The 25,368-nt window shown below is 73.8% G+C and carries 23 protein-coding genes; 16 read left to right on the plus strand and 7 right to left on the minus strand.

Annotated features, from left to right (window positions below):
* Nucleotides 1-8 precede the first annotated feature (8 nt).
* Nucleotides 9-1,790: a DUF6350 family protein gene (locus tag ACGF5T_RS01335; RefSeq protein WP_366767210.1), complete on the plus strand. Its 1,782-nt coding sequence runs from the start codon at nt 9-11 to the stop codon at nt 1,788-1,790.
* A gap of 60 nt (nt 1,791-1,850) precedes the next feature.
* Here ACGF5T_RS01335 and ACGF5T_RS01340 read toward each other — a convergent pair whose 3' ends face one another.
* Complete coding sequence (locus ACGF5T_RS01340; RefSeq protein ID WP_356601897.1) at nt 1,851-2,666, minus strand: hypothetical protein; 816 nt, start codon at nt 2,664-2,666, stop codon at nt 1,851-1,853.
* Nucleotides 2,667-3,014: 348 nt separating this feature from the next.
* On the opposite strand from ACGF5T_RS01340, the gene purN reads away from it, so the two are divergent.
* On the plus strand, nt 3,015-3,653 hold the full coding sequence (purN, locus tag ACGF5T_RS01345; RefSeq protein ID WP_356601899.1) for a phosphoribosylglycinamide formyltransferase: 639 nt from the start codon (nt 3,015-3,017) through the stop codon (nt 3,651-3,653).
* Nucleotides 3,650-5,215 carry a bifunctional phosphoribosylaminoimidazolecarboxamide formyltransferase/IMP cyclohydrolase gene (gene purH, locus ACGF5T_RS01350; protein WP_356601901.1) on the plus strand — a complete coding sequence of 522 codons (1,566 nt, stop codon included), beginning with the start codon at nt 3,650-3,652 and terminating at the stop codon, nt 5,213-5,215. The genes purN and purH overlap by 4 nt, the downstream gene beginning before the upstream one ends.
* A gap of 76 nt (nt 5,216-5,291) precedes the next feature.
* On the opposite strand, the gene ACGF5T_RS01355 is transcribed toward purH, so the two are convergent.
* Together ACGF5T_RS01355 and ACGF5T_RS01360 are read right to left on the minus strand one after the other, a co-directional pair.
* Complete coding sequence (locus tag ACGF5T_RS01355; RefSeq protein ID WP_356601903.1) at nt 5,292-5,669, minus strand: ATP-binding protein; 378 nt, start codon at nt 5,667-5,669, stop codon at nt 5,292-5,294.
* Nucleotides 5,666-5,869: a hypothetical protein gene (locus ACGF5T_RS01360; RefSeq protein WP_356601905.1), complete on the minus strand. Its 204-nt coding sequence runs from the start codon at nt 5,867-5,869 to the stop codon at nt 5,666-5,668. Before ACGF5T_RS01360 ends, ACGF5T_RS01355 begins: the two co-directional genes overlap by 4 nt.
* Before the next feature lie 121 nt (nt 5,870-5,990).
* Between ACGF5T_RS01360 and ACGF5T_RS01365 the strand changes: the two genes are divergently transcribed.
* Together ACGF5T_RS01365 and ACGF5T_RS01370 are read left to right on the plus strand one after the other, a co-directional pair.
* Complete coding sequence (locus ACGF5T_RS01365) at nt 5,991-6,848, plus strand: helix-turn-helix transcriptional regulator (protein WP_366767211.1); 858 nt, start codon at nt 5,991-5,993, stop codon at nt 6,846-6,848.
* Nucleotides 6,820-7,017 (plus strand): DUF397 domain-containing protein, encoded by a 198-nt coding sequence (locus ACGF5T_RS01370; protein WP_366767212.1) that lies wholly within the window; start codon nt 6,820-6,822, stop codon nt 7,015-7,017. The genes ACGF5T_RS01365 and ACGF5T_RS01370 overlap by 29 nt, the downstream gene beginning before the upstream one ends.
* A gap of 94 nt (nt 7,018-7,111) precedes the next feature.
* Here ACGF5T_RS01370 and ACGF5T_RS01375 read toward each other — a convergent pair whose 3' ends face one another.
* The 4 genes from ACGF5T_RS01375 to ACGF5T_RS01390 all read right to left on the minus strand — a co-directional run bounded on the left by ACGF5T_RS01375 (nt 7,112) and on the right by ACGF5T_RS01390 (nt 10,708).
* Complete coding sequence (locus tag ACGF5T_RS01375) at nt 7,112-7,579, minus strand: hypothetical protein (protein WP_356601911.1); 468 nt, start codon at nt 7,577-7,579, stop codon at nt 7,112-7,114.
* A gap of 97 nt (nt 7,580-7,676) precedes the next feature.
* Nucleotides 7,677-9,236 (minus strand): protein kinase, encoded by a 1,560-nt coding sequence (locus ACGF5T_RS01380; RefSeq protein WP_366767213.1) that lies wholly within the window; start codon nt 9,234-9,236, stop codon nt 7,677-7,679.
* Nucleotides 9,233-9,979 carry an FHA domain-containing protein gene (locus ACGF5T_RS01385; RefSeq protein WP_356601915.1) on the minus strand — a complete coding sequence of 249 codons (747 nt, stop codon included), beginning with the start codon at nt 9,977-9,979 and terminating at the stop codon, nt 9,233-9,235. Before ACGF5T_RS01385 ends, ACGF5T_RS01380 begins: the two co-directional genes overlap by 4 nt.
* Nucleotides 9,980-10,105: 126 nt before the next feature.
* Entirely contained in the window at nt 10,106-10,708 is a 603-nt protein-coding gene (locus ACGF5T_RS01390) for a hypothetical protein (RefSeq protein WP_361012635.1), read from the minus strand.
* Between the two features lie 348 nt (nt 10,709-11,056).
* On the opposite strand from ACGF5T_RS01390, the gene ACGF5T_RS01395 reads away from it, so the two are divergent.
* The 11 genes from ACGF5T_RS01395 to ACGF5T_RS01445 all read left to right on the plus strand — a co-directional run bounded on the left by ACGF5T_RS01395 (nt 11,057) and on the right by ACGF5T_RS01445 (nt 25,367).
* Nucleotides 11,057-11,911 carry a bifunctional methylenetetrahydrofolate dehydrogenase/methenyltetrahydrofolate cyclohydrolase gene (locus ACGF5T_RS01395; RefSeq protein ID WP_356601919.1) on the plus strand — a complete coding sequence of 285 codons (855 nt, stop codon included), beginning with the start codon at nt 11,057-11,059 and terminating at the stop codon, nt 11,909-11,911.
* Nucleotides 11,901-12,527, plus strand: coding sequence for a DUF3017 domain-containing protein (locus ACGF5T_RS01400; RefSeq protein WP_361012632.1), 627 nt, complete (start codon nt 11,901-11,903; stop codon nt 12,525-12,527). The genes ACGF5T_RS01395 and ACGF5T_RS01400 overlap by 11 nt, the downstream gene beginning before the upstream one ends.
* Before the next feature lie 389 nt (nt 12,528-12,916).
* A complete protein-coding gene (locus tag ACGF5T_RS01405) occupies nt 12,917-14,203 on the plus strand; it encodes a DUF2690 domain-containing protein (protein WP_366767214.1) in 1,287 nt (428 codons plus the stop codon).
* 435 nt (nt 14,204-14,638) lie between these two features.
* Nucleotides 14,639-15,628, plus strand: coding sequence for a malate dehydrogenase (locus tag ACGF5T_RS01410; protein WP_356601924.1), 990 nt, complete (start codon nt 14,639-14,641; stop codon nt 15,626-15,628).
* A 169-nt stretch (nt 15,629-15,797) separates the two neighbouring features.
* Nucleotides 15,798-17,555: a hypothetical protein gene (locus ACGF5T_RS01415; protein WP_366767215.1), complete on the plus strand. Its 1,758-nt coding sequence runs from the start codon at nt 15,798-15,800 to the stop codon at nt 17,553-17,555.
* Nucleotides 17,542-17,895, plus strand: a complete 354-nt coding sequence (locus ACGF5T_RS01420) for a hypothetical protein (RefSeq protein ID WP_361012625.1) — start codon at nt 17,542-17,544, stop codon at nt 17,893-17,895. The genes ACGF5T_RS01415 and ACGF5T_RS01420 overlap by 14 nt, the downstream gene beginning before the upstream one ends.
* 4 nt (nt 17,896-17,899) lie before the next feature.
* A complete protein-coding gene (locus ACGF5T_RS01425) occupies nt 17,900-18,997 on the plus strand; it encodes a hypothetical protein (RefSeq protein WP_366767216.1) in 1,098 nt (365 codons plus the stop codon).
* A 191-nt stretch (nt 18,998-19,188) separates the two neighbouring features.
* Nucleotides 19,189-20,709 carry an aldehyde dehydrogenase family protein gene (locus tag ACGF5T_RS01430; protein ID WP_366767218.1) on the plus strand — a complete coding sequence of 507 codons (1,521 nt, stop codon included), beginning with the start codon at nt 19,189-19,191 and terminating at the stop codon, nt 20,707-20,709.
* A gap of 64 nt (nt 20,710-20,773) precedes the next feature.
* Nucleotides 20,774-22,306 (plus strand): GMC oxidoreductase, encoded by a 1,533-nt coding sequence (locus ACGF5T_RS01435; RefSeq protein ID WP_366767219.1) that lies wholly within the window; start codon nt 20,774-20,776, stop codon nt 22,304-22,306.
* Nucleotides 22,303-23,424: a glycine betaine/L-proline ABC transporter ATP-binding protein gene (locus ACGF5T_RS01440; RefSeq protein WP_366767220.1), complete on the plus strand. Its 1,122-nt coding sequence runs from the start codon at nt 22,303-22,305 to the stop codon at nt 23,422-23,424. Before ACGF5T_RS01435 ends, ACGF5T_RS01440 begins: the two co-directional genes overlap by 4 nt.
* Nucleotides 23,424-25,367, plus strand: coding sequence for an ABC transporter permease subunit (locus ACGF5T_RS01445; protein WP_366767221.1), 1,944 nt, complete (start codon nt 23,424-23,426; stop codon nt 25,365-25,367). The genes ACGF5T_RS01440 and ACGF5T_RS01445 overlap by 1 nt, the downstream gene beginning before the upstream one ends.
* Nucleotide 25,368: the final 1 nt, after the last annotated feature.

Here is a 25,368-nt window from a genome sequence, read left to right on the forward strand (position 1 = left end):
TTGGGAGCATGGCGGGCGTGACCCAGACGACCGCTCACCGAGCCCCGTTGTCCCTGCTGCACACCCGTTGGCGTGACCGTTCGCCCGGACTGGGCGCGGGCCTCCTGGGCGGCACGCTCGCCGCGTTCCTCGGACTGGTCTCGTGCGCCGCGCTCGTCGCCCTGCTCTGGATCAGTTCGCCGTACCCCGACAGCGGTCCCGGCGGTGCCCTGCACGTCGCCACGGCGCTGTGGGTGCTGGCGCACGGGGTCGACCTGGTCCGCCTCGACACGCTCTCCGGCGTCCCCGCACCCATGGGCGTCACCCCGCTGCTGCTGCTCCTGCTGCCGGTGTGGCTGGTGCACCGGGCGGCCCGGGACGCCACGGACCCCGGGGACGGTGTGGGGGTGGCCGTGGGCGCGGGCCCGCGAGCGGGGGCCGGTGGGCGTCCGGGCGGGCCGCCGGACGCCGGGCCGCCCCCCGTCTCCGCGCGGATCGCCTGGTCGGGGGTGGTCCTCGGGTACCTCGCCGTGGCCGCGCCCGTCGTCCTGTACTCGGCGGACGGTGTGCTGCGGCCGTCCTGGTGGGGGGCGGTGGTGTGCCTGCCGCTGCTCACCATGGGCGCGGCGGGCGCGGGCGTGTGGACGGCGTTCGGCCGGCCGGGCGGGCCGGTGGGGCGGGCGCTGCGCGTGCTGCCCCGGGAACTGCGGGAGCTGATGGTGGAGCCGGACGCCCGCCTCGGCGCCGCGACGCGGGCCGCGGGCGCCGGTGCGGCCGTGCTGGTCGGTGGCGGCGCGCTGCTGCTCGCGGTCTCACTGGTCTGGCACTCGGCCGCCGCCCAGGAGGCGTTCCTGCGGCTGACCGAGGGCTGGTCGGGCCGGTTCGCCGTACTGCTCCTCTGCCTGACCCTGGTGCCCAACGCGGCCGTCTGGGCGTCGGTGTACGCCCTCGGCCCCGGGTTCGTACTCGGCACCGGGCATGTCGTCGGCCCCCTCTCCTCCGCCCCGGCGCCGCTGCTGCCGCCGTTCCCGCTGCTGGCGGCGGTGCCGGACGCGGGACCCGGGACCCCGCTGCACTGGGCGGCCGCGGCGGTGCCGCTCGCGGCGGGGGCGGTGGTGGGCTGGTTCACGGCGCGGGCCGCGACTCCCGCGGCGACGGAGTACGAGGAGAGGGCCGGGGTGTGGTCGTGGCGGCGGACCGTCGTCGCGGCCGTACTGGCAGCCGTCCTGTGCGCGACGCTCGTCGCCCTGCTGGCCGCGCTCGCGGGCGGTCCGCTCGGCGGGGCCGGCCTCGCCCGCTTCGGGCCGGTGTGGTGGCAGGCCGGCGGCGCGACGCTGGGATGGATCGCGGTGGTGGCGGTGCCGGTGGCGTCGGTGGTGCGCGCGTGGCGGCAGCACGGCCCCACGGCGAAGGCGTCCGAGGCGCCGGCATCCGGTACCGGCGACGACGGCGGGCGGCGCTGGGGCCCGGGACCGGCGCACGAGGCGCCGGCATCCGGTACCGGCGGCACCGGCGACGGCGGCGGGCGGCGCTGGGCCCGTGGGCCGGAATCCGGCAGCGGGAAGGGGAACGGCGACGGGGGCGGCGGCCGGCGCCGCTGGAGCCTGGGACCGGTGTCCGAGGTATGGCGTCGCCCGGTGCGCAAGCAGGCGAAGGCGAGCGGCGACGGCGGCAGGGGCGCGGGCGGCGCGGCGGGGGACGCGGGCGCCGTGCCCTTCGGGCGCTACGACCGGGACGGCGCCGATGCCGACAAGGCGCCCTACGACCTCCTGCCGGTCGATCCCCCCGCGGAGCGGCCCCCGGCGCCCTGAGGAGGCCCCTGACCCCCGGCGCCTCCCTCTCCCGCGAGCCGGAGAACCGGCCCGCGGGCCTCAGCCCTCCGTGCCCAGCAGGTCCCGGAACTCCTCGGGGAGGTGGGTCTCGCAGGACTGCCGCGCCTCGTTGGTCGGGGCGTCGGTCCGGCAGGTGTAGTAGTCGTTGAAGACCAGCTGGGCGCCGAAGGACGCGGCGACCAGCAGGATGGCCAGCGAAGCCGTGACCAGGCCACTGATCGAGGCGGTCCGCTGCGGGCCGCCGCCGGACTGGCCCGCGGGCGCGGCCGGGGTGTCCGGGTCGGAGGCGGCCCGGGGCTTGGCACGCAGGGCGCTGATGCCCCAGTAGAGCGCCAGCGCGCCGAGCAGCAGCGCCACGTACGGCCAGTCGAAGAGCGCGAAGAAGAGCGCCCACATGCCGCCCATCAGGGCATAGCGGGCACGCCGCTGCATGGGGTCCGTGGGGTCCCAGCGCGGGCCCGTGCCGCCGCCCGAGCCCTCGGGGCCGGAACCGGAACCGGAGCCCGGGGCGCCGGGCCGCTCGCCGAAGCCGCCGGGGGAGCGGCCGGGCTGCCGGTCGCTCCACTGCCGGCCCCACGGGGAACGGCCGCCCTCGCCCCGGTCGCCGGACGGGCCCCGGGAGTCGTCGTCACCCGACGGGTGCCGAGGCTGCCACGGACGGTCCGGCGTGCCCTCCGGGGGCGGGGCGAACGGGTTGTCCTGCTGGCCGGCGCCGTCCTGCCCGCCGCCGTTCCTCCCGTCCGAAGGGGTGTCGGGTGGTGAGGAGGGGCGCTCCCGCAGCAACACGGTGCTGCGCTCCCCTGGCTGCGCCGACTGCTGGGGGAGGGTGAGCAGTCGCAGGCTGCGGTCCGGCATCAAGTGAGCGTCTTCCCCTTGGCGATCGTGACGGTAAGGAACGGGCGAACGGGTCGGTACGACTGGTGAACGCCTGACACGCGGATCGCGTTCCCGGCCCGGCTCCACGCAGACGCTACCTCCCGGCCGCGCCCCCGTCCCGAGGGGGCCGTCCGGTGTGCCGGTATCGTTGCTGACGGTCGGCCGCTTCGTAGACTTCCCCGTATCCCGGGGCGCGAAGCATTCGTACGACTGTACAAACCGATGAACGTGCACAACCGGCGGTCGCCTCCGGCCGGCGGACGAGCGCAGCCGACGGCCGTACGAGACCGACCGCACCGACCCGCTCCCCCGAGAAAGGCCCCCACCGTGGCCGCCAAGCCCGTGGCCCAGCGAGCCAAGCGCCTCGTCGTGCTGGTCTCCGGTTCCGGCACCAACCTCCAGGCGCTCCTCGACGAGATCGCCGCCACCGGCGTCGAGGCCTACGGGGCCGAGATCGTGGCCGTCGGCGCGGACCGCGAGGGCATCGAGGGGCTGGCCCGCGCCGAGCGCGCCGGGCTGCCGACCTTCGTGACGAAGGTCAAGGACCACGGGACCCGTGAGGAGTGGGACGCCGCGCTCGCCGAGGCCGTCGCCGCGCACGAGCCGGACCTCGTCGTCTCGGCCGGGTTCATGAAGATCGTGGGCAAGGAGTTCCTGGCCCGCTTCGGGGGGCGGTTCGTGAACACCCACCCCGCCCTCCTCCCCAGCTTCCCGGGAGCCCACGGCGTGCGGGACGCGCTCGCGTACGGCGCCAGGGTCACCGGCTGCACCGTCCACTTCGTCGACGACGGCGTCGACACCGGGCCGATCATCGCGCAGGGCGTGGTGGAGATCCGGGACGAGGACGACGAGAGCGCTCTGCACGAGCGCATCAAGGAAGTCGAGCGAAGGCTGCTCGTCGATGTCGTGGGGCGGCTCGCCCGCAACGGCTATCGCATCGAGGGACGAAAGGTAGTTATCCAGTGACCGCCGAGAGCAACAAGCGGGCCATCCGTCGCGCGCTGGTCAGCGTCTACGACAAGACCGGGCTGGAGGATCTCGCCCGCGGGCTCCACGAGGCGGGCGTCGAACTCGTCTCCACCGGCTCCACGGCCGGCCGTATCGCCGCCGCCGGCGTCCCCGTCACCAAGGTCGAGGAGCTGACCGGCTTCCCCGAGTGCCTGGACGGCCGCGTCAAGACCCTGCACCCCAAGGTGCACGCCGGCATCCTCGCCGACCTGCGCCTGGACAGCCACCGGCAGCAGCTCGGCGAGCTGGGCGTGGAGCCGTTCGACCTGGTCGTGGTCAACCTCTACCCGTTCCGCGAGACCGTCGCCTCGGGCGCCACCCCCGACGAGTGCGTGGAGCAGATCGACATCGGCGGCCCCTCCATGGTCCGCGCCGCCGCCAAGAACCACCCCTCCGTCGCGGTCGTCACCAGCCCCGCCCGGTACGCCGACGTGCTCTCCGCGGTCAAGGACGGCGGCTTCGACCTCGCCGCCCGCAAGCGGCTGGCCGCCGAGGCCTTCCAGCACACCGCCGCCTACGACGTGGCCGTCGCCTCCTGGTTCGCCTCCGAGTACGCCCCCGTCGACGAGACCCGGTTCCCGGACTTCCTCGGCGCCACGTACGACCGCGCCCACACCCTGCGCTACGGCGAGAACCCGCACCAGCCGGCGGCCCTCTACACGTCCCCCGAGGGCGGCGGCCTCGCCCGTGCCGAGCAGCTGCACGGCAAGGAGATGTCGTACAACAACTACACGGACACGGACGCCGCCCGCCGTGCCGCGTACGACCACGACGAGCCCTGCGTCGCGATCATCAAGCACGCCAACCCGTGCGGCATCGCGGTCGGCGCGGACGTCGCCGAGGCGCACCGCAAGGCGCATGCCTGCGACCCGCTCTCCGCGTTCGGCGGCGTGATCGCGGTCAACCGCCCGGTGTCCAAGGAGATGGCCGAGCAGGTCGCGGAGATCTTCACCGAGGTCATCGTCGCGCCGGACTACGAGGACGGCGCGCTGGAGGCCCTCGCCAGGAAGAAGAACATCCGCGTGCTGCGCGCCCCCGAGGCGCCCGCCGCCCCGGTCGAGGTCAAGCCGATCGACGGCGGCGCCCTCCTCCAGGTCACCGACCGCCTCCAGGCCGACGGCGACGACCCGGCCACCTGGACGCTGGCCACCGGCGAGGCCCTCTCCCCGGCCGACCTGGCCGACCTGGCCTTCGCCTGGAAGGCCTGCCGCGCCGTCAAGTCCAACGCGATCCTCCTCGCCAAGGACGGGGCCTCCGTCGGCGTCGGCATGGGCCAGGTCAACCGGGTCGACTCCGCGAAGCTGGCGGTCGAGCGGGCGGGCGCCGAGCGCGCCGAGGGCGCGTACGCCGCCTCCGACGCCTTCTTCCCCTTCCCGGACGGCCTGGAGATCCTCACCGCGGCCGGCGTGAAGGCCGTGGTCCAGCCCGGCGGCTCGGTCCGCGACGAACTGGTCGTCGAGGCGGCGAAGAAGGCCGGCGTCACGATGTACTTCACGGGGACGCGGCACTTCTTCCACTGACGCGTCACGCGAGGGCGCCCCGGTGCACCGGCACCGGGGCGCCCTCCGTCGTCCCCGCACCGAGCGCGGCCGTCCCTCAGTCCTCCCCGGGTCGGACCTCGCACCAGACCGTCTTGCCGCAACGCCCCTGCTCGACGCCCCAGCGCAGCGCCACCGCGGCCAGCAGCAGAAGGCCCCGGCCGCTCTCGTCGTCGTCGCGGGCGCGGCGCGGCGCGAGCCGGGCGTGCGGTGCGAGGTCGGTGACTTCCAGCCGTACGCGGTCCCGTGTCCGCGTCAGCCGCAGGGCCACCGGTGTGCCCTCGCCCACGTGGTCGATGACGTTCGTCAGCAACTCGCTGACGCAGAGCTGGACGTCCGGGCAGGGGGAGCCCAGGTACGCGCGGACGTGGCGGCGGACCTCCGGGACCGCCTTGGGGAGCGCGAGCAGGTCCAGCACGAGGGGGTCGGGACTCACGTGCCGGCCGCCTTGCGCAGAACGGCGGTCAGGGCACGGGCGGTCTCCTCGTTGCAGTTGCCGAGCGCGATGAGCGGCGGCGTGCGGTACGCGCTCGCGAAGGTCGGCAGGTCGGTTCCCAGCGACGGGAGCGTGATGCCGTGCGCCGCCAGGGCGGCCCGGAGTTGTTCGACTTGAGACGTCGTGTCGTGGGGGTGCATGCAGTACGCCTTTCACGTCCAGTGCGTTCCGTGACGGATCGCTCACAGAGTGACGCGGGTCGGGGTACCGTGACAGACGTTTCGGTTGCGCACGGTAACTGGTGAACGGCGGTGGTGGGTTGTGCCTCCTCGTAAGGACACGGACGCCTCGGTGAGCGTCCCCTGCTTCTACGGCGCGGAGTTGCGCTTCCAGCGGGAGCAGGCGGGGCTGACACTGGAGCAGTTGGCGGAAGGCAGCTTCCGGGGGCTCTCGTTCCTGAGCCAGATCGAGCGCGGGGAGCGGGGGATGCCGATGGATCTGGCCCGGCATGTGGACGAGCGGCTGGGGACGGACGGGTTTTTCCAGCGGCGGTGCGAAGACGCGGCGCGGGCGCGGCGGGTGGGTATCGCTCCCCACTTCGCGGACGTCGCGGAGCTGGAGAAGCTGGCGCGAACCATCGAGGACTGGGCACCCCTTCTGGTGCCGGGGTTGCTCCAGACCGAGGCGTACGCAACGGCTATCGCCCGTTCCGCGATGCCACGAGCCACGGACACCGAGGTGGAGGAGGTCGTGCAGGCTCGCCTGAACCGGGCGCGGCTCTTCGAAGGGGCGTCCCCGCCGAAACTCTGGGCGATTCTCGACGGGTCGGTCATTCGGCGGCGAGTGCTCCCGCCCGCGGGGATGGCGGAGCTGTTGAACCACATCACCGAGGTGGTCAGGTCCACGCGCTCGATTGTTCAGATCGTTCCGGAAACCGTGATGCACCCGTTCCTGATGGGCCTCACGCGGATCATGACCTTCTCGGACGCGCCACCGCTGGTGTACACGGAGGGTCTGCACAGTGGCCAAGTCATCGACTATCCAGCCCTCGTGATGGATTACCGCGAGTCGTACGATCTGCTCAGGGCCGCCGCACTGCCGCCGGAGGCGTCCCTTGCCATGATCGAGGCAGCAGCGGAGGAATGCCGGAATGAAGCTCAACAGCAGCATCGACCTTAGCTGCGTGCAGTGGCGCAGGAGCAGCTACAGCAGCGGGACAGGGGGTGAGTGCGTCGAGGTGAGCGACGATCTCCCCGGCCTCGTCCCCGTCCGTGACTCCAAGGACCCGCACCGCCCCGCCCTGCTCTTCCCCTCCGCGGCCTGGTCGGCCTTCGTCGGCGCGCTCTGAGCCCCGGCGCCCGTCACCACGGGCACCGCGAAGCCCCCGGGCCCTCCGAGGAGGGGCCGGGGGCCGCCGTTCGCCGGCCGGCGAACGGAGTGGATCAGCAGGGGCGCAGCGACCAGATCGGGTCCCACGTCGCGGTGCCCGCCTGGTAGGCCGTCGAGGTCCAGCGGACGCTTCCGTCCCGGTTGAAGAACTTGGCGACCGTGCCGCGCGTCTGGTTGTTGGTGAACGGCCCGTCACCGGTCCAGTTGGTGACGTTCCACGTCTGGCACTTGTAGAAGTCGAACTTGGTGCCCTTGACGACCATGCACAGGTGGCCGTAGTCGCAGGCCAGGTCCTGGGCGCCCATGGTCCGGGGCGCCTCGGTGACGGTCAGGCCCTCGTACTTCACCGCGTCGGCGGTCACCCGGAGCGGTTCGGGACGGTCGGCCAGCACCTGTTCGGCCGCCTGCTGGAGCGCGGTCACCCGGGTGCCGGCCGGGTCGGCGGCGGTGGCCGCCGCCGTGGAGCCGGCGACCAGGGCCGAGGCCGCGACGAGCAGCGCGGCGGATTTGGTGATGTTCACTGTGGTTCCCCCATGAACGTCGGTGTCGTACCGCCGAAGCGGTGTGCTCACACCGTGCCCGTGCCGCCCGCCGCGCGGTACCTGGCAACTCCCAGGGTCAGTCGCCGCCCCGCGGGGTGTACTCCTTGAGGTGGTGGGCGACGCGGTCGGCGTAGTCGCGGTACTTCGGGGGAACACCGCCCGCGTCGTTCACCTTGTCGTACGACGTCCGGTAGGCGACCGCGATCAGCACCCGGCGGTCTCCCGGCAGGCGGGCGTCCAGGCGCGGCGCGATCCAGCACAGGTAGCGGCCCATCGCAGGGATGGACTCGGCGGGCGGGAACGGCGGTTCGGGGACGGTGGTGCCGGGGGTGCCGTCCTCGTTCATCCACCAGCGCAGCACCTTCGGGGTCCAGCGGGCGATGCCGTACTCGTCCCGGGCGGGGTCGGAGAGGGCCGGGTCGAAGTCGCTCTCCACCTTCAGCATGGCGGCGATCAGGGGCGAGCTGACGTCCTTGCGATCGCAATCGTGCGCGGTCTCGACGATCAGCAGGCGGTAGGCGGGCGGCACGCCCCGGTCGGTGCGCAGCTCGTCCGCGCCGTAGGAGGCGGCGGAGACGTTCGTCGCGGTGGCGCCGGTGCCCTGGGCCCCCGGCCCGGAGCCGCCGCCCTCGTCCTCGTCGCGGACGGCGAGGCCGTACCCGAGCGCGGCGGCGGTCACGGCGGCGGTCAGGGCGAGGGCCACCCGCCGGGTGCGGGCGCGGCGCGGGACGGACCGTCCGATGCGGACACCGGACGCCGCCGCGACCCGTCGGGACAGGGCGTCCGTGCCGATGCGTTCGGCGTGCGTACGGGTCAGGCAGGCCCGCACGATCTCCCGCCACTCCTCGGGCAGCGCGGGCGACAGCCGCAGCTCCTCGGTGCCGCGGGCGTAGGCGGCGCCGGCGTCGCGGCGGGCCGCGGGGGTGCCGCCGGGCAGGGGGAAGGAGCCGCTGAGCACGAGGTGGGCGAGGACGCCGAAGGCCCACACGTCGGCCGAGGGGCGGACCCGGCGGCCGCGTTCACCGATCTCGGACCAGAGCATCTCGGGCGGCGTGTAGTCCGGGGTGGAGAAGGCGGGCGTGTAGGCGTGGGTGCCCTCCAGCTCGGCGGCCATGTTGAAGTCGGCGAGCCGGACCGAACCGTCCGCCATCAGCAGCACGTTGGCCGGTTTCAGGTCGCCGTGCACCCACCCGGCACCGTGCAGCTGGGCCAGGCCCTCGCAGACCTGGGCGACCAGCGCGGCGCCGCCGGCCGGACGCGGCCGCGCGGACAGCAGGGCGGCCAGGGACCCCTCCGCCTTCTCCAGCACCAGGACGGTGGCGCCGTCGAGGGCGGGGCGGGCCGGGTCGTCGACGACCAGCGTCTCGTACATCCGCACCAGCCGGGGCCTGCGCAGCCTGCGGTGCAACTCCACCTCGCGCTCGACGAGTTCGCGCAGGTGCGTGAGCTGGCGCGGGGTGCCCGTCCCGGTGGGCAGGAACTTCAGGGCGGCCGTGCGCGGCAGCCCCCCGTCACCACCGTCGACGCGGCGGGCCTCGTACACACTGCCGAAGGCGCCCGTCGCGATCGGCGCCCGCACCTCCCAGCCGCCGACGCGGTAGCCCTTCGGGACGGCGACGGCGTACGGCTCGGTCACCGCGGCACCCGGCGCGGCGGCGGGGCGAGGACCACGAGGTCGTCCTCCCGTACGAGGTCGAAGCGGAGCGCCATGGAGACCAGCGACTCCTTCTTGCCGTTGAGCCGCGCGCCCGCCTCCGCCGTCTCCGGGCCCGGCTTCAGGCGCAGCTTCACCGCCAGGTAGTCGATGTTCCACTGGACGGTCGTGCGCGAGGCGGCCGGCCAGCCGGGCCGCAGCCGCTCGACGACCTGCTCGACGGTCGGCAGCGGCGCGTGCGGCGCCCCGCGCAGCCGCGGCTCGCACAGGGCGGCCAGCACGGCGAAGTACCGCTTGGTGCGGTCGACGGAGAAGGCCGGGGCGGTCGGCTCGCCGTCGGTGCCGTCCTCGGCGCGCAGGTAGTCGTGGCGCGGCGCCCACACCTCGACCGGCAGCAGGTCGCCCGCCGCGGGCAGCACGATCCGGGAGAACTCGAAGGGCACCGGGGCGTCCAGCCGGCCCGGCGCGACCTTGATGTGCTCGCCGGCGCCCTCCGGGTTCTCCACCACGTACGTCTGGTGGGCCGAGAGGTTGCTCACGGTCCAGAAGGTGCCGTGCGCGGTGATCTCACCCGCTCTGCGGGACACCCCGTCGTGCCCGATCAGCAGGCCGCCCTCGGGCACGGCCCGCCCGAAGACGAGCCGTTCGCCGGGGGCGAGCCGGAGCTGGGTGCGGGTGCGTTCGTCCTCCGTGGTCGGCGGAGGTACCACGATGATGCTGTACAAGGTGCGTCTCCCCGTGCCTGACGGCTACCCGGGCCAGACTATTGCGACGCACCAGGGCCGTGCCCCCCTCGTACGGGTGAGACACGGCCCTGTGACGTGATTGGCGAGAAAGCGTTCCGCGGCGAATCAGTAGCGCGGGCGCTTGAACCAGGCGGCGCCGTTGGCATTGCCGACGAACACCGCGATCAGGATGCCGAGCACCAGATGGATGATGCCGAAAATGGTGAACGGGTAGACGGCGAGGATGGCGGTCAGGATGCCGAAGACCAGCGCGGTCACGCGCAGACCGCTGCCGCCGGACGCGAACTTCACCGCCAGGACGGCCGCCCAGACACCCCAGACCAGCGCGAGCACCGCGATGCCCCACAGGGCGCCGGTCGGGTAGTCGGCCAGCCCCTCGAAGGCGGGGTCGTCCTTGGCCTGGTCGACGGCGACGGCCGAGAAGGCGAAGAGGGCCGTGCCGATCACCTGGAAGCCGACGATGACCCAGAGCATGACCCGGGCGGCACCGACGGTGCCGGGCATCGTGGTGGGCGCGCCGCCGCCGTAGGGCTGCTGCACGGGCGGCGCCGACGGGTAGCCGTAACCGGGCTGTCCCTGCTGCTGGGGATAGCCGTAGCCCGGCTGGCCCTGGGGCGGCTGCTGGGGGTGGCCGTAGCCGGGCTGGCCCTGGGGCGGCTGCTGGCCCTGCGGCGCACCGTAGGGATTGTTCGGGTCGCCGAAACTCATGGCGGGACTTCCTCCGTCGCTGTCACGTGCGGGGACGACGCGCGGCCCGGCTCGGAGGAGGTACGTCGTTGCGGTTCGTCCCCCCGGTACGGCCCCGCGGCACTGTGCACCCCAATCGTTCTTGACCGGTCTCTCGCTTGTCCAGCCCGGCAACGAGGTGTTGTGCAAGTGCAACCACGTCGATCATGCGCGGACACGCGTGAAGTGTTCCGTGATGTCGCTTTGCGGGAGATTCGACGGTGCTTTCTCGTCGATCCGGTGCCCGGTCGGTGTCCGGGCGGCCTCCGCTCACCGTCCGGATCATGACCGGATTGGAACCGGGGGCCGGTCATCCGCGAGGATGGGGGCATGACCGCCCAGATTCTCGATGGCAAGGCCACCGCAGCCGCGATCAAGTCCGAACTGACCGCCCGCGTGGCGGCGCTGAAGGAGAAGGGCGTCACGCCCGGCCTCGGCACGATCCTCGTCGGGGAGGACCCCGGCAGCCAGAAGTACGTAGCCGGCAAGCACCGCGACTGCGCCCAGGTGGGCATCGCCTCCATCCAGCGCGAGCTGCCCGCCACGGCGACGCAGGAGGAGATCGAGGCGGTCGTCCGCGAGCTGAACGAGGACCCGGCCTGCACCGGCTACATCGTCCAGCTCCCGCTGCCCCGGGGCATCGACGAGAACCGCATCCTGGAACTGATGGACCCGGACAAGGACGCGGACGGCCTGCACCCGATGAACCTCGGCCGTCTCGTGCTGAACGAGCCGGCCCCCCTGCCCTGCACCCCGAACGGCATCCTCACCCTGCTGCGCCGCTACGGCGTGGAGATCAAGGGCGCCGAGGTCGTGGTGGTCGGCCGCGGTGTCACCATCGGCCGCCCGATGCCGCTGCTGCTCACCCGGCGCAGCGAGAACGCCACCGTGACCCAGTGCCACACCGGCACCCGCGACCTGGCCGCCCACCTCAAGCGCGCGGACATCGTCATCGCCGCCGCCGGCTCCCCGCACCTGGTCCGCCCCGAGGACGTGAAGCCGGGCGCCGCCGTCCTCGACGTCGGCGTCTCCCGCAACGCCGAGGGCAAGATCATGGGCGATGTCCACCCCGGCGTGTCCGAGGTCGCCGCCTGGATCTCCCCGAACCCGGGCGGTGTCGGCCCCATGACCCGCGCCCAGCTGCTCGTCAACGTGGTCGAGGCGGCGGAGCGCAGTGCCGGCTGACGACACGCGCGCAGAGGAGGCGGAGGACCAGGAGCGCGCCGAGGGCCAGGAGCGCACCGAGGCCGAGGAGCGCGCCGAGAGCCGGGAGCGTGCCGAGGGCCAAGAGGGCGGGGAGCGCGCCGAGGGCCGTACGCGCGCGGAGCCTCCGGAGGCCCCAGGACACGAGGACGGGGAGGAACTCACCGTCCGGGACCCCGTCAGCGCGCCCGACGCCGACGGCAGGCCGCGGCGGTCCACCCGCCGGTTCCCGCTCTTCACCCGTGACACCGCGCGCCCCGAGGGCGGCGGCCGGGCCGCCACCGCCGACGCGCCCGCGCCCGCCCGGCAGTGGCCGATCCTGCTCGTGGTCGGCCTGGTCGGGATCGGCCTGCTGCTCAGCGCGCTGGACGTGTTCCGCTGGGGTCTGGTCCTGATCGGCGCCGCGCTGCTCGGCGGCGCCGTGCTCCGCTGGGTGCTGCCCGACGTCGGCATGCTCGCCGTGCGCTCGCGCTTCACCGACATCGCCACCTACGGCGTCCTCGGCCTCTCCATCGCGCTGCTGGCGCTGATGGCCCAGCCGGACCCGCTGCTGGAGATCCCGTTCCTGAAGGACACCCTGCACTTCACGGTCAGCTAGGAACGGGGCGCGACGGCCCGTCCTCCACCCCCGTGGAAGGACGGGCCGTCGCCGCGACCAACCCTCCTGTACGCCGAACGCCCTGTTCAACGCCTGGCAGGCCGCTGTGGCACGGAAGTGACCGTTCCGCTACTCCGTCACGCGAGCCGTGAAAAAGAGGGTTCGGTGCGGGGCACGGTGACGCCGGTGGGACACTGGACCGCGGGCCGGTGGGCGTGCGACGGTGCATGCCCACGGCCCCTGTGCTCCTGTGCGCCCCCACCCCGGGAACTGACTTCCTGACCGGGCGCATCCCTGTGGGTAGCCAGAACGAGGACTCCGCGCGGGACGCCGCGCGCGAGGACAACGGGGAACGAACAGCACGTCACCGGGGGGAAGAGGGGGAAGCAATGCCTCGTTGGAAGGCCTTGCCGGATGAACTCGATCCGCAGATCAAGGAGTTCACCAGCCAGCTGCGTCGACTCGTGGACCGCAGCGAGCTGGGCATCGCGTCGGTGGCCGACGCCACGGGCTACAGCAAGACGTCCTGGGAGCGCTATCTGAACGGCCGGCTGCTGGCGCCGAAGGGCGCCATCGTGGCCCTGGCCGAGGTGACGGGGACCAACCCCGTCCACCTGACCACCATGTGGGAGCTGGCGGAGCGTGCCTGGAGCCGCTCCGAGATGCGCCACGACATGACTATGGAGGCCATCCGGATCTCGCAGGCACGCGCCGCGCTCGGCGAGCTGGGCACGCCCGCGGCCGCGTCGGGCAACGGCGGCAGGAACGGCAGGGGAAGCCGCTCCGGCCGCCACGGCGGGGGAGCGACGGCCACGCCCGGGATCGCCGGGCCGGCCGGTGTCGCGCCCACCCTGCCGCCGGCGGTCCCCGTGCAGCCGACGGCCGCCGACAGCCCCGACTCCGCCGTCGGCACGGCGCGGAGCGGCGGTGCGCCGGGCTTCCCCTCCGTCCCGTCCTCCGGCGACGCGACCGACGGCAACTCATGGAACATCGCGGGGTACCGGGGGCCGGCACCGACCGGTGACCGCACGGCGCGGCCCGCGCACCCGGCGGGCACCCGGGACGAGGCGGGGTCCGCGACCCCACCGGCCACCCCCGCCCCGGGCCACCGGGGGACCCCGGGCGCGCACGGCGAGCCCCCGCGCGGCGGCTCCCGCTCGCGGAACGGGTCCGCCGGTGGCGGCAGCAAGCGGACGGCGACGTTCGTCGCGGGTGTCGTCGGCGTGCTCGTCGTGATCGCGGGCGCCTTCTTCCTGCTGAACGACGGCGGTGACAAGAAGGACGAGGGCGCCGCGCCCTCCCCGTCGCCGACCGTCAGCAGCGACCCCGCGCTGCCGCCGGGCGTGAAGTGCAGCGGCGACTCCTGCACCGGCAAGGACCCGGAGGTCATGGGCTGCGGCGGCGACCTGGTGACCACCGCCGCGACCGCCACCGTCGGCACGGCCGCCGTCGAGGTCCGCTACAGCAAGACCTGCGGCACCGCGTGGGCCCGCGTCACCCAGGCCGCACAGGGCGACGAGGTCCAGGTGAGCGCGGACGGCAGGAACGCCCAGACGGGCGCGGTCACCGGGACCGGCGACACCGTCGCCTACACGCCGATGGTGGCGGTGAAGTCCCCGGCCGACGCCGAGGCGTGCGTGACGCTGGCCTCGGGCCAGAAGGGGTGCACGGAGTAGGCGAGCGGCGGCTCCCGACGGGCCGGAAAAGAAAATCCGCTCCGGACACGCATGGCCCGCGCCGAGTCGGGCACGCGAGAAGTACCCCCACGGGAGTCCGGCAACGGCACCCCCGAACGGCGGTCGCCTTCGTCCCTCCTCTCCCGGACAGGCGGCCGCCTCACTCATGCCCCCGCGCGCACCGCACCGCACCGCGCCGCACCCCCGGGACACCTCGGACCCCCGACGCCCCCGCCCCTGGTCCCCAGGCACCCCCCGTCCTCCGCGGCGCCCGGGTGACCCGGCGGCGCCTGTGGGCCGGGCCACACGGGCCCGGACGTCCCGCGCACCGCGGGCGCGATAGCCTGACGGCTGCATGGATCTCTTGATACCAAGAGATCGATCAGACGCCCGGGGCAGGGACGCCCCACCGCCAGCTGTCATACGGAGAACGCCATGACCCGCACTCCCGTGAACGTCACCGTCACCGGCGCGGCCGGCCAGATCGGTTACGCCCTGCTCTTCCGCATCGCCTCCGGCCAGCTGCTCGGCGCGGACGTGCCGGTCAAGCTCCGCCTCCTGGAGATCACCCCGGCGCTCAACGCCGCCGCGGGCACCGCGATGGAGCTGGACGACTGCGCGTTCCCGCTGCTCCAGGGCATCGAGATCACCGACGACCCGAACGTCGCCTTCGACGGCGCCAACGTCGCCCTCCTCGTGGGTGCCCGCCCGCGCAGCAAGGGCATGGAGCGCGGTGACCTCCTGGAGGCCAACGGCGGCATCTTCAAGCCGCAGGGCAAGGCCATCAACGACCACGCCGCGGACGACATCAAGGTCCTCGTGGTCGGCAACCCGGCCAACACCAACGCCCTGATCGCCCAGGCCGCCGCCCCGGACGTACCGGCCGAGCGCTTCACCGCGATGACCCGCCTGGACCACAACCGCGCGCTGACCCAGCTCGCGAAGAAGACGGGCGCGTCGGTCACCGACATCAAGCGCCTGACCATCTGGGGCAACCACTCCGCCACCCAGTACCCGGACATCTTCAACGCCACCATCGCCGGCAAGAACGCCGCCGAGGTCGTGAGCGACGAGAAGTGGCTGGCCGACGACTTCATCCCGACCGTCGCCAAGCGCGGCGCCGCCATCATCGAGGCCCGCGGCGCCTCGTCGGCCGCGTCCGCCGCCAACGCCGCCATCGACCACGTCCACACCTGGGTCAACGGCACCGCCGACGGCGACTGGGCCTCCATGGGCATCCCGTCGGACGGCTCCTACGGCGTCCCCGAGGGCCTCATCTCCTCCTTCCCGGTCACCTGCAAGGACGGCAAGTACGAGATCGTCCAGGGCCTGGAGATCAACGACTTCTCCCGCGCCCGCATCGACGCCTCCGTCAAGGAGCTGTCGGAGGAGCGCGACGCGGTCCGCGGTCTCGGCCTCATCTGACCCACCCCACCGGCCCCCGGCACCGCCTCACGGGCGGCCCGGGGGCCGAGGTGTTTCCCGGGTGCCCTGTCCCCGTTCGGGACGTGCGGGCCCGGTCGCTCCCCTATGCTGATGCCTCGTCAATTCGTCCGTCGACGACGACGGACTTCACGCGCATCGGGGGATCGGCGTGAGCACCGCCTACGTGCCGCAGCAACCACAGCAGGGCGATGCGGCGACACCGCCGGAACCCGCGCCCTTCCCGCCGTACGCCAGCGAGGCCACCCGGCTGCTGTGCGCGGGCGCCTATCTCGACCCCGCCTACCGGGACCGCGTCATCGACGAGCTGTACCTCGACGAGCAGCGGATCGTGGCGCCGTCCCTCGGCTTCGACGCGGCCCGGGTCCTCGCACACGCCCTGCGGGCCCGCCGGCACGAGCTGCTGTGGTCCGCGGCCGTCATCGGACTGTGGGTGGTGGGCCTGCCCCTCAGCGGCTGGCTGCTCGCCTACTTCGTGTGGCCCAGCGTGCTGCTCGCCCTGGCCCCCTGGCTCCGCGGCCGCGCCGAGCAGCCGCCCCTGTACCGGCGGCTCGCGGCCTTCGTGGCCCGCTGGTGGGGCCGGCTGCAGTTCGCCTTCTTCCTGATCGTGCTGGTCGCCTTCGCGTTCGGCGGCGGCGAGGACGACTCCTCCTACGGATCGTCGTCGTACGGCCCCTACGACTCGGGCGGCGGCGACTGGCAGGAGACCACGGAGCTGCTCACCCCGTCCGTCGGGGGCGACCTGATCGACGTGTGGCAGGCCTGGTTCGGGATCGCCGTCCTGGTGCTCATCGGGCTCTGCGTGGCCGCGCAGCGCAACCAGTTCGCCCGCGCGCTCGCCGCCGAGCTGTCCCCGGGACGCTTCCCGGACGCGGCCGGTGACCCGGCGGAGAAGGGCGACGGCGCCCGCTTCCAGCGGATGATGCGGCGCATCCGGCTGGAACAGCACGCGCCGCTGGTCATGTACAACGAGAGGCACCCCTTCTGCGGGGCGGGGGCGGCGTACGACACCTGGGTCCTGGCCGTCGAGCTGAAGCCGGACGACGAGAAGCAGCAGCAGCCGCTCAGCAACCGCGCGATCCTGGACCGCGTCCGGCCCATGATCGAACAGCTGCGCCTGCCCTCCGAGTACGCGGGCGCCCAGGTGCGCGACCGGTTGCGCCGGCTGGAGATCGACGAGTGCGTCTTCCTCCCGGTGGAGGGGCTGCTCGACCGGGAGCAGGCCCCGTACGGCTGGGAGCTGTTCGAGCAGCACCGGACGAGCGCCGTGGAGGAGGGTGCCGAGAAGCGGCGGCACTTCCTGCGGATCCGGGTCGGCGGCTGGGAGGAGGAGCTGGTCGTCACGGTCTTCGTGCGCCTGCACACGCAGGGCCGGATGCTGATGCTGGAGATCGCCCCGCACGTGCTGACGCCGGTGCGCGCGGACTTCAAGGACGCCGACCGCGCCTCCCACCGGTTCCGCAACAACAACGTGCTGGGCAAGGCGGCCGGCGCCGTCGTCCTGGTGCCCGGGTCCGTGGGCCGCTCCCTGGTCACCCTGGGCCGCGGCGCGGTGTACGGCTGGCGGCTGCTGACCGGCGGCCACACCGGCGCGCTTCCCGCCGGGCCCGCGGCCTCCGTACGGGAGCTGGCCTCGACGCCCACCGGGTCGACCTTCCAGGAGATGGACGTCAGCCGCTATCTCCGGAGCATCCAGGACCGGGTCGGGCACGGGGTGCGGCTGGCCCTGGCCGACGCCGGTTACGAGACCGGCGAGTTCGTCCAGAAGATCGTGAACCTCAGCAACGGCAGCACCTACATCGGCAACGCGCAGGGGGCGACCTTCGCCGTCGGCGACAAGGCGCACGTCTCGTCCACGTCCGGCGGCCCCGCGCCGCAGAAGGGATCCGGAAACCATGGCGGCACATGAGCCGAACGTGCACATCGGCAACGCGCAGGGGGCCACGTTCGCCGTCGGCGACAACGCGAACGTGACGGGCAACTACGGCACCGCGCCGGCGCGCGACGAGGCGGCCGAGGAGCTGCTGAAGGCGGTGCGGGAACTGCGCGCCGACCTGGCCCGCATCCAGCGGACCGAGCAGACCGCCGAGCTGGACACCGCCCTCGCGGACACCGAGGAGGAGATCACCCGGACCGGCACGACCCCCGAGGGCCGCCTCCAGCGGCTGCGGACCGCGCTCGAGGACACGCAGACCGCCCTGTCGCTGTTCGCGTCCTTCGGGACGGTGGCCGGGCTGCTGGGGATGTGAACCGATGAGCGGGGGACAGCAGCGGCACTGGAACGAGGCCGCCCAGCGCTGGGAGGACGCGGCGGGGAGCACGACACCCGCCACCCCACCGCCGCCGCCCCGGCCGGGGCCGGTGCCCGAGGCACCCCGAACGCCCCCACCCCAGGCACCCCAGGAACCTCGGCCACCCCGGACACCCCAGGCGCCCCAGCCCCCGGGCCCCACCGGTCCGTCCGGCGGCTCCGCGCCCGTACCGCCGCCGGTACCGCCGCCCGTCCCCGGCCCCTGGTCCACGCCCGAACTGCCGCACCCGGGGACGCCACCGCCCGGCTACCCGCCGGCCCCGGCCCCCGCCGGCACCGGCCGGCCCAGCCGCCGGTTGGTGTGGTCCGTGCTGGGCGGAGCCGCCGCGGCCGGGGCCGTGGCGGCCCTGGTGCTGACGCTGGTGGTGCCGGGGGACGACGGCACGGACGACCGCGGCGGCCGGGCGGCGGAGTCGGCGAGCGCCTCCGGGAGCGCGGACTCCCCGGCCCCCGAGCCCACCGCCCTGCGGACCGGGGAGAGCGGGGAGACCGGGGAGACAGGGGAGTCCGCATCCCCCGAGGAGCCCTCGGGAGCGGTCACCGAGCCGCCCGACGGTTACGAGGTGCACGTCGACGAGGAGGGCTTCACCCTCGCCAGGCCCGCGGGCTGGGTGCGCGAGGAACTGCCCTCGGAGTACGGCATGGGCGTGGTCAACTACCGCAGCTCCGACGGCGAGCGGCGGCTGCAGGTCTACCAGGTGGCGGAGTCCTCGCCCGCCGCGTCCTTCGAGCTGTTCCTCTCCGACGCCACCCCCAAGGGGGACGGTTTCCGCAGGCTCTCCCTGGAGACGCTGGACGAGGGCGACTTCACCGGCTCCCGGCTGGAGTACCTCGTCGACTCCATCAGGAGGGAGCCGGAGATCGGACCCTGGCACGTCGTGGACGAGCGCTTCGTGGCCGCCGACGGCGAGGTGTACGCGATCGCCGCCTACGGAGCCGACGCGGACGGCCGGGAGGACGAGCGCGAGCTCCTGCGGACGGCGCTCGGCCACTTCTGCCCGCCGTCCACCACCTGCCCGCCGGCAACCGGTGACCAGTAGCGGGCCACCGGACTCCAACCCCCCACCGCGCGGGTGATGTATTCCGTTCTGCCCGCTTTTTCAGTGACCCGGCGCACTTCCGGCCCCCGATCCGCATGCATCGGGGGCCAAAGGGCATGAGCCCCCGGTCCCGTGGACGACACGCGTGTGACTCACGGGCGCTGAACAGGAACGGAAGGCATTCATCGATCATGGCGGACAGTACGGAACTTCAGGCACGCGAGACGATCCACGCCGACGGCGAGTGGCGGGCCGCCGTCTCGGGCGGCACCCGCGAGATCCTCGACCCCGCGGACGGCCTGCCCTTCGCCGTGGTCGCGGAGGGTGACGAGCAGGACGCCGACCTGGCGGTGGCCGCCGCCCGGCGCGCCTTCGACGAGGGGGAGTGGCCGCACACCCCGGTCGCCGCCCGCGCCGCCCTGCTGCGCCGCGTGGCCGACCTCCTGGTGCGCGACCGCGAGCGGCTCGGCCTGCTGGAGAGCCGCGACGCGGGCAAGACGGTGGAGGAGGGGCGGGTCGACATCGACTGCGTCGCCGACGCCTTCCGCTACTTCGCGGACCTGGTCGCCGGCGAGGCCCCCGGCCGGGTCGTCGACGCCGGCTCGCCCGACATCCACAGCGTCGTCGTGCACGAACCGGTCGGCGTCTGCGCGATGATCACGCCCTGGAACTATCCCCTGCTCCAGGCCAGCTGGAAGATCGCCCCGGCGCTCGCCGCCGGCAACACCTTCGTGATCAAGCCCAGCGAGATCACCCCGCTCACCACCGTCGCCCTGATCGACCTGCTGGTCGAGGCCGGCCTCCCCACCGGCGTCGCGAACATCGTCACCGGCCCCGGCCACACGGTCGGCGCCCGGCTCGCCGAGCACCCCGGCGTCGACCTGGTCTCCTTCACCGGGGGCCTGGTCAGCGGCACCAAGGTCGCCCAGGCCGCCGCCGTCACCGTCAAGAAGGTCGCCCTCGAACTGGGCGGCAAGAACCCCAACGTCGTCTTCGCCGACGCCTGCGCGACCGAGGAGGGCTTCGACACCGCCGTCGACCAGGCCCTCAACGCCGCCTTCATCCACAGCGGGCAGGTCTGCTCGGCGGGCGGCCGCCTGATCGTCGAGGAGTCGGTCCGCGAACGCTTCGTCACCGAACTCGTCCGCCGCGCCGAGCGGATCCGCCTCGGCCGCGGCACCGAGGAAGGCGTCGAGTGCGGACCGCTCGTCTCCGCGCAGCAGCGCGCCAGGACCGAGGACCTCGTCGCCTCCGCCCTCGCCGAGGGCGCCGAACTGCGCTGCGGCGGCAAGCGTCCCGCGCCCTCACCCCAGCGGCCGGAGAGCGGCTACTTCTACGAGCCGACCGTCCTCGACCACTGCCACCGCGGGATGCGGGTCGTACGGGAGGAGGTCTTCGGGCCGGTCCTCACCGTCGAGACCTTCCGCACGGAGGACGAGGCGGTAGCCCTCGCCAACGACACCGAGTACGGTCTGGCCGGTGCCGTCTGGACCGCCGACGCGGGACGGGCCCGCCGGGTCGCCGGCCGGCTGCGGCACGGCACCGTCTGGATCAACGACTTCCACCCCTACCTGCCGCAGGCCGAGTGGGGCGGCTTCGGCAAGAGCGGAGTCGGCCGCGAACTGGGCCCCGCGGGCCTCGCCGAGTACCGCGAGAGCAAGCACGTCTACCAGAACCTCGCCCCCGAGCCCGTCCGCTGGTTCGCCGGCTGACCGCACCCGCTCCCCGCACCAACCGCGTCCCCGCACCATCCGCTCGCCCCACTGGAGTACCTCCATGCCAGAGACCACCCACGTCTACGACTACGTCGTCATCGGCGGCGGCACGGCGGGATCGGTGATCGCCTCCCGCCTCACCGAGAACCCGGACGTCACCGTCGCCGTCATCGAGGGCGGCCCCAGCGACGTCGGCCGCGACGACGTGCTGACCCTGCGCCGCTGGATGGGCCTGCTCGGCGGCGAGCTGGACTACGACTACCCGACCACCGAGCAGCCACGCGGCAACTCGCACATCCGGCACAGCCGCGCCCGGGTGCTCGGCGGCTGCTCCTCGCACAACACCCTCATCGCCTTCAAGCCGCTGCCGTCCGACTGGGACGAGTGGGAGGCCGCCGGCGCCGAGGGCTGGGGCGCGGTGCCGATGGAGGCGTACTACGCGCGGCTGAAGAACAACATCGTCCCGGTCGACGAGAAGGACCGCAACGCCATCGCCCGCGACTTCGTCGAGGCCGCGCAGAAGGCCCTGGAGGTCCCCCGGATCGAGGGCTTCAACAAGAAGCCGTTCACCGAGGGCGTCGGCTTCTTCGACCTCGCCTACCACCCCGAGGACAACAAGCGGTCCTCGGCCTCGGTGGCGTACCTGCACCCGGTGATGGACGAACGCCCCAACCTCACCCTCATGCTGGAGACCTGGGCGTACCGGCTGGAGCTGGACGGCACCCGCGCCGAAGGCGTCCACGTGCGCACCAAGGACGGCGAGGAGATCCTCGTCCGGGCCCGCAACGAGGTCGTGCTGTGCGCCGGTGCGGTCGACTCGCCGCGCCTGCTGCTGCACTCCGGCATCGGGCCCCGCGAGGACCTCGAAGCCCTCGGCATACCCGTGGCGCTCGACCTGCCGGGCGTCGGCGAGAACCTGCTCGACCACCCCGAGTCGGTGATCGTGTGGGAGACCCACGGCCCCATCCCGGACAACTCCGCGATGGACTCCGACGCCGGCCTGTTCGTGCGCCGCGACCCCGAACACGCGGGCCCCGACCTGATGTTCCACTTCTACCAGATCCCGTTCACGGACAACCCGGAGCGCCTCGGCTACGAACGCCCGGCGCACGGCGTCTCCATGACACCGAACATCCCCAAGCCGAAGAGCCGCGGCCGCCTCTACCTCACCAGCGCCGACCCCGAGGTCAAGCCGGCCCTGGACTTCCGCTACTTCACCGACGAGGACGACCACGACGGCCGCACCCTCGTCGACGGCATCCGCATCGCCCGCGAGATCGCCGCGTCCGAACCGCTGGCCGGCTGGCTCAAGCGCGAGGTCTGCCCCGGCCCGGACGTCACCGGCGACGAGGAGCTGAGCGAGTACGCCCGCAAGGTCGCCCACACCGTCTACCACCCGGCGGGCACCTGCCGGATGGGCGCCGCCACCGACGAGCAGGCCGTCGTCGACCCCGAGCTGCGCGTGCGCGGACTGAGCGGCCTGCGGATCGCCGACGCCTCCGTGTTCCCGACCATGCCCGCCGTGAACCCGATGATCGGTGTGCTCATGGTCGGGGAGCGCGCCGTCGAGCTGATCGGTGGTGACCACCGATGACCACGACCGTCAACGACACCGCCGCCGAGCGTCCCCCGGTCTTCGCCGTCGAGGGCCTGTGGAAGGTCTTCGGCCCCAAGGCCGCCCGCGTCCCCGCCGACCCGGAACTGGCCGCCCTGAGCCCGGCCGAGCTGCGGTCCCGCACCGGCTGCACGGCCGCCGTGGCGGACGTCTCCTTCGACGTGCGCAAGGGCGAGGTCTTCGTCGTCATGGGCCTGTCCGGCTCCGGCAAGTCCACGCTGGTGCGCTGTCTGACCCGGCTGATCGAGCCGACCGCGGGCTCCATCGCCATCGACGGCGAGGACGTCCGCGCCATGGACCGGTCCCGGCTGCGCGCCCTGCGCCGCCACCGCGCCGCGATGGTCTTCCAGCACTTCGGCCTGCTCCCGCACCGCACGGTCCTCGACAACGTGGCCTACGGCCTGGAGGTCCAGGGCGTGGGGCGCGCCGAACGCCGCGAGCGCGCCGCCGCCGTCGTCGCCAAGGTCGGCCTGGAGGGCCTGGAGCACCGCCGCCCCGGCCAGCTCTCCGGCGGTCAGCGGCAGCGCGTCGGACTGGCCCGCGCCCTCGCCGTCGACCCCGAGGTGCTGCTCTTCGACGAGCCGTTCAGCGCGCTCGACCCGCTGATCCGGCGGGACATGCAGGAGGAGGTCGTCCGGCTGCACCGTGAGGAGGGCCGCACGATGGTCTTCATCACCCACGACCTCCAGGAAGCGCTCAAGCTGGGCGACCGCATCGCCCTGATGCGCGACGGCCGCGTGGTGCAGCTCGGCACCCCCGAGGAGATCGTCGGCTCACCCGCCGACGACTACGTCCGGGCGTTCGTCCGCGACGTCCCGCGCGAGCAGGTGCTCACCGTCCGGACGGCCATGCGCCCCGCCGCCTCCGCCGACGAGGCCGGGAACGGTCCGGCGCTCCGGCCCGACGCCACCGTGTCGGAGGCCATCGAGGCCGTCGCCCGGGCCGGCACCCCGGCCCGCGTCATGGACGCCGGACGCTGCCTCGGCGTGGTCGACGCGGACGCGCTGCTCGGCGTCGTGGCCGGCACGGAACGCCCCGGGGAGGCTGCTGCCCCGGGCCCCGTCGGGGAGGCGGACCAGCGCAAGGAGGCGGTCTGATGGCAACGGCCACCGCCCCTGCCGCCCGCCCCGCGCTCCCCGGCGTCCTCGGCCGCCCGGCCGTCCGCAAGCTGCTGGTCCTCGCGGTCGCCGCCGCCGTCCTCGTCCCCCTCGCCGTCGCCCGGTGGGGCGGAGCCACCTGGCCGGACGCCCTCACCGTCGACGTCTCCGGACCGCTCGGCGAGGCCAGCGACTGGATCATCGACCACCGCGACAGCCACCCGCTGTTCCTCCACTTCCTCGGCCACGTCAGCAACGTCGTCGTCATCGCCGTACGCGCCGTGTACCTCGCCCTCCTCGCCGTCGGCTGGGCCGGGGTCACCGCGATCGGCGCCCTGGTCGCCTGGCGCGCGGCCGGCGTGCGCCTCGCGCTGGGCACCGCCGCCGCGTTCCTGGCCTGCGGTCTGCTCGGCATGTGGGTGCCGACCATGCAGACCCTGGCCCTGATGGTCGTCGCCGTCCTCGCGTCGGTCGCCGTGGGCGCCCTGCTGGGCCTCGCGGCCGGCCTGTCCGACCGGATGGACCGCCTGCTGCGCCCGGTGCTCGACACCATGCAGGTGCTGCCCGCCTTCGCCTACCTCCTCCCCGTCGTCCTGGTCTTCGGCATCGGCGTGCCCGCCGCGGTCCTCGCCACCGTCGTCTACGCCGCGCCGCCCATGGCCCGGCTCACCTCGCTCGGCCTGCGCGGCGCCGACCAGGAGGTCCTGGAGGCCGTCGAGTCCCTCGGCACCACCGCCCGCCAGCGGTTGCTGACCGCCCGCATCCCGCTGGCCCGCAAGGACCTCCTCCTCGGCGTCAACCAGACGATCATGATGGCGCTCTCCATGGCGGTCATCGCCTCCGTCATCGGCGCCGGCGGCCTCGGCGACCGCGTCTACCAGGCGCTGGCCTCGGTCGACGTCGGCGCCGCCCTCGCGGCGGGCGTCCCGATCGTGCTGCTCGCCGTCGTCCTGGACCGCGTGACCGGCGCGGCGGGGGAGCGGCTCGGCGGGTCCGGCACGTCTCCGCTGACCTGGCTGTACGTCCTCGTCGCCGCCGCGGCCGTCGCGGTCGCCGGACGGGTCGCCGGGTTCCTGGACTGGCCCGAGGCCTGGGAGGTGGACATCGCCGAGCCCGTCAACCGGGCCGTCGACTGGATGACCGCCCACCTGTACTCCGGGGTACCCGTCGTCGGCGGCACCGCCGACTGGGCCGCGCACTTCACCAGCTGGGTCCTCAACCCGCTCCGGGACGGCCTCCAGTGGCTGCCCTGGTGGTCCGTCCTGCTGGTCGTCGCCGCCCTGGCCTGGCTGATCGGCACCTGGCGCACGGCGCTCACCGCCGTCCTCGCCATGGCCGCGATCGGCGTGCTCGGCGTGTGGAAACCGTCCCTGGACACGCTCTCCCAGGTCCTGGCGGCCGTCGCCGTGACGCTGGTCGTCGGTTTCGCCGCGGGCATCGCCGCCGCCCGCAGCGACCGCTTCGAACGCCTGCTGCGACCCGTACTGGACGTCTTCCAGACCATGCCGCAGTTCGTCTACCTGATCCCGGTCGTCGCCCTCTTCGGCGTCGGGCGCGCCCCCGCCGTGGCCGCCGCGGTCGTCTACGCCCTCCCGGCCGTCGTCCGCATCATCGCCCAGGGGCTGCGCCAGGTCGACCCGGCCGCGATGGAGTCGGCCCGCTCGCTCGGCGCCACCAGCGGACAGCAGCTGCGGCAGGTGCAGCTCCCGCTGGCCCGCCGGTCGCTGCTGCTCGCCGTCAACCAGGGCGTCGTCCTGGTCCTCGCCGTCGTCATCATCGGCGGCCTGGTCGGCGGCGGGGCGCTCGGCTACCAGGTCGTCTTCGGCCTGGCCCAGGGCGACCTGGCGACCGGCCTGGTGGCCGGCGCGGCGATCGTCTGCCTCGGCCTGATGCTCGACCGGGTCACCCAGCCGTCCGAACGACGTACGAAGAAGGGGGCCTGAG

Source organism: Streptomyces sp. NPDC047853, assembly GCF_043204535.1.
Lineage (GTDB): Bacteria > Actinomycetota > Actinomycetes > Streptomycetales > Streptomycetaceae > Streptomyces.

Bases quoted from the DNA above. Each gene is read 5' to 3' on its own strand.
- ACGF5T_RS01335 (WP_366767210.1), top strand. From the start codon at position 9: ATGGCGGGCGTGACCCAGACGACCGCTCACCGAGCCCCGTTGTCCCTG.
- ACGF5T_RS01340 (WP_356601897.1), bottom strand. From the start codon at position 2,666: ATGCCGGACCGCAGCCTGCGACTGCTCACCCTCCCCCAGCAGTCGGCG.
- ACGF5T_RS01360 (WP_356601905.1), bottom strand. From the start codon at position 5,869: ATGCACCCCCACGACACGACGTCTCAAGTCGAACAACTCCGGGCCGCC.
- ACGF5T_RS01370 (WP_366767212.1), top strand. From the start codon at position 6,820: ATGAAGCTCAACAGCAGCATCGACCTTAGCTGCGTGCAGTGGCGCAGG.
- ACGF5T_RS01390 (WP_361012635.1), bottom strand. From the start codon at position 10,708: ATGAGTTTCGGCGACCCGAACAATCCCTACGGTGCGCCGCAGGGCCAG.
- ACGF5T_RS01395 (WP_356601919.1), top strand. From the start codon at position 11,057: ATGACCGCCCAGATTCTCGATGGCAAGGCCACCGCAGCCGCGATCAAG.
- ACGF5T_RS01405 (WP_366767214.1), top strand. From the start codon at position 12,917: ATGCCTCGTTGGAAGGCCTTGCCGGATGAACTCGATCCGCAGATCAAG.
- ACGF5T_RS01410 (WP_356601924.1), top strand. From the start codon at position 14,639: ATGACCCGCACTCCCGTGAACGTCACCGTCACCGGCGCGGCCGGCCAG.
- ACGF5T_RS01420 (WP_361012625.1), top strand. From the start codon at position 17,542: ATGGCGGCACATGAGCCGAACGTGCACATCGGCAACGCGCAGGGGGCC.
- ACGF5T_RS01425 (WP_366767216.1), top strand. From the start codon at position 17,900: ATGAGCGGGGGACAGCAGCGGCACTGGAACGAGGCCGCCCAGCGCTGG.
- ACGF5T_RS01430 (WP_366767218.1), top strand. From the start codon at position 19,189: ATGGCGGACAGTACGGAACTTCAGGCACGCGAGACGATCCACGCCGAC.
- ACGF5T_RS01435 (WP_366767219.1), top strand. From the start codon at position 20,774: ATGCCAGAGACCACCCACGTCTACGACTACGTCGTCATCGGCGGCGGC.
- ACGF5T_RS01440 (WP_366767220.1), top strand. From the start codon at position 22,303: ATGACCACGACCGTCAACGACACCGCCGCCGAGCGTCCCCCGGTCTTC.
- ACGF5T_RS01445 (WP_366767221.1), top strand. From the start codon at position 23,424: ATGGCAACGGCCACCGCCCCTGCCGCCCGCCCCGCGCTCCCCGGCGTC.